This is a genomic window from Rubellimicrobium arenae, assembly GCF_017916275.1.
In the GTDB taxonomy this organism is placed as follows: Bacteria; Pseudomonadota; Alphaproteobacteria; order Rhodobacterales; family Rhodobacteraceae; genus Rubellimicrobium; species Rubellimicrobium arenae.
This window is the reverse complement of the sequence record NZ_JAFMST010000027.1, coordinates 1-2,817: the sequence shown is the minus strand read 5'-3', so window position 1 is coordinate 2,817 and position 2,817 is coordinate 1. Positions and strand designations below refer to the sequence as shown.

Annotated in this window: 2 protein-coding genes; one reads left to right on the top strand and one right to left on the bottom strand. The window is 75.8% G+C overall.

Going from position 1 to position 2,817, the window contains the following annotated elements:
• Positions 1 to 2,113 (bottom strand): methylmalonyl-CoA mutase (gene scpA, locus J3P31_RS21095; RefSeq protein WP_210530506.1); only part of this gene is annotated, 2,113 nt, incomplete at its 3' end.
• A gap of 77 nt (positions 2,114 to 2,190) precedes the next feature.
• Here scpA and J3P31_RS21090 point away from each other — a divergent pair.
• A complete protein-coding gene (locus J3P31_RS21090; protein ID WP_210530505.1) occupies positions 2,191 to 2,799 on the top strand; it encodes a DUF4174 domain-containing protein in 609 nt (202 codons plus the stop codon).
• Positions 2,800 to 2,817 lie beyond the last annotated feature (18 nt).

Genomic DNA, 2,817 nt, shown 5'->3' with positions numbered 1-2,817 from the left:
CCTCCAGCAGCTGCAGGACGGCGCGGGCGGCGAGGGGGATGGGGGTGCCGGGGCCGAAGATGGCCTGGACGCCGGCCTGGCGGAGGGCGGGGTGGTCCTGGGGGGGGATGACGCCGCCGCAGACCACGGCGATGGATTGGCCGCCCTGGGCGCGCAGGGCCTGCACGAGGCGGGGGGCGAGGGTGAGGTGGCCGGCGGCCTGGGAGGAGATGCCCACCACGTGGACGTCGTGGTCGAGGGCGGCCTGGGCGGCCTCCTCGGGGGTTTGGAAGAGCGGGCCCATGTCGACGTCGAAGCCCAGGTCGGCAAAGGCGGTGGCGATCACCTTGGCGCCGCGGTCGTGGCCGTCCTGGCCCATCTTGACCACGAGCATGCGGGGGCGGCGGCCGTCGCGGGCGGCAAAGCGCGCCACGGCGGCGCGCACCGCCTCCACCTCCGCGTCCCCCGCCCGGGCGCCGCCGTACACGCCCGCCAGCGTGCGCGTCTCGGCGCGGTGGCGGCCGAAGACGTCCTCGAGCGCCTGGGAGATCTCGCCCACGGTGGCGCGGGCGCGGGCGGCGGGCAGGGCCGCCTCCAGGAGGTTGGCGCCGCCCTGCGCGGCCTGGCGCAGCGCCGCCAGCGCCGCCGCGACCGCCGCCCCGTCCCGGTCCCGGCGCAGCGCCTGCAGGCGGGCGATCTGGGCGGCGCGCACGGCGTGGTTGTCGATGCTGCGCAGGGGCGGGGGCGCCGTCCCGGCGGGGGGCGGGTAGCGGTTCACCCCCACGATCACTTCCTCGCCGCGGTCGATGCGCGCCTGCCGGCGGGCGGCCGAGGCCTCGATGCGGAGCTTGGGCAGGCCGGAGGCCACCGCGCGCGTCATGCCGCCCAGCGCTTCCACCTCCTCCATGAGCGCCCAGGCCGCTTCGGCCATCTCGTGGGTGAGGCGCTCGACGTAGTAGCTGCCCCCCAGGGGATCGACGACGCGGGTGACGCCGGTTTCCTCCTGGAGGATGAGCTGGGTGTTGCGGGCCAGGCGGGCGGCGTCGTCCGAGGGCAGCGCCAGCGCTTCGTCGAAGCTGTTGGTGTGCAGCGACTGCGTGCCCCCCAGCACCGCCGCCAGCGCCTCGTAGGCGGTGCGCACCACGTTGTTCAGGGGGTCCTGCTCCTGCAGCGACACCCCGGAGGTCTGGCAATGGGTCCTGAGCATCAGCGACGCGGGCGCCTGCGCGCCAAAGCCCGTCATCACCCGGTGCCACAGCCGCCGCGCGGCGCGCAGCTTGGCCACCTCCAGGAACAGGTTCATGCCCACGGCGAAGAAGAACGACAGCCGCGGGGCGAAGCCGTCCACGTCGAGCCCGCGGGCGAGCGCGGCGCGCACGTACTCGCGCCCGTCCGCCAGCGTGAAGCCCAGCTCCTGCACGAGGTCGGCGCCCGCCTCCTGCATGTGGTAGCCCGAGATGGAGATGGAGTTGAACCGCGGCATGGCGGCGGCGGTGTGGGCGATGATGTCGGCCACGATGCGCATGGAAGGCTCGGGGGGGTAGATGTAGGTGTTGCGGACCATGAACTCCTTGAGGATGTCGTTCTGGATGGTCCCCGACAGCTGGTGGGCCGCCACCCCCTGCTCCTCGGCCGCCACCACGAAGCTCGCCAGCACCGGGATCACCGCCCCGTTCATGGTCATGCTGACCGACACCCGGTCGAGGGGGATGCCCGCGAACAGGACCTTCATGTCCTCCACCGAGTCGATGGCCACGCCCGCCAGCCCCACGTCGCCCTCCACCCGCGGGTGGTCGGAGTCGTAGCCGCGGTGGGTGGCCAGGTCGAAGGCCACCGACACCCCCTGCTGGCCCGCCGCCAGCGCCTCGCGGTAGAAGCGGTTGCTCGCCTCGGCCGTGGAAAAGCCCGCATACTGCCGGATGGTCCAGGGCCGGCCGGCGTACATGGTGGCGCGCACGCCCCGGCCAAAGGGCGCCAGCCCCGGCAGCCCCGGGTCCGGGAGGCCCTCGAGGTCGGCGGCGGTGTAGAGGGGCTTGACCGCCAGCCCTTCGGGCGTGGCCCAGGTCAGCCCGGCGGGGTCGCGGCCCTTGAGCTCGGCGCGCGCCCGCGCCTCCCAGGACGACCAGTCTTCCATCGCATCCGCTCCCCTTGCCCCGGTCCCCGCGCGGCCCGCATCTTCGCAAGGCCCCCCGGCGCCCCTATATCGACCCCATGACCCGCATCCTGGCCCTTCTGCTCCTGGCCGCAAGCCCCGCCCCCGCCCTGGCCCAGGCCCCCGTCCAGGCTCCGGCCCAGGCTCCGGCCCCGGGCGCGGCCGCCCCCGGGACCGCCGCCGAGCCCGGCCCCGAGGCGGCACCCGAGGCCAACCCAAAGGCCAACCCCGAGCCCGGCCCCGAGGCGGCACCCGACGCCCCGCCCGACGCGGTGGCGCTGTGGCGCGCCGACCCCACGGGGGTGCTGCCCGCCGCCCAGGTGGAGCTCGGGGCCTTCCTGTACCTCGCCCGCCCCCTCGTGATCTTCGGCGACAGCCCCCGCCAGCCGCAGGTGGCCGAGCAGCTGCGCCTCCTGGCCGCCGACGCCCCCGGGCTCGCCCGCCGCGACGTGGCCGTGATCCTGGACGCCGAGCCCGCCCCCCCCAGCCCCGTCCGCCAGGCCCTGCGCCCGCGCGGCTTCGAGATCGTGCTGCTCGACAAGGACGGCCGCGTCGCCATCCGCCGCCCCGCCCCCCTGTCCGCCCGCGAGATCGGACGCGCCATCGACCGAACCCCCTCGCGCCAGGACGAACTCCGCCAACCCCGCCACCCCACTCCCCCCAGGTGAACGCCAGGGCCGGGCCGG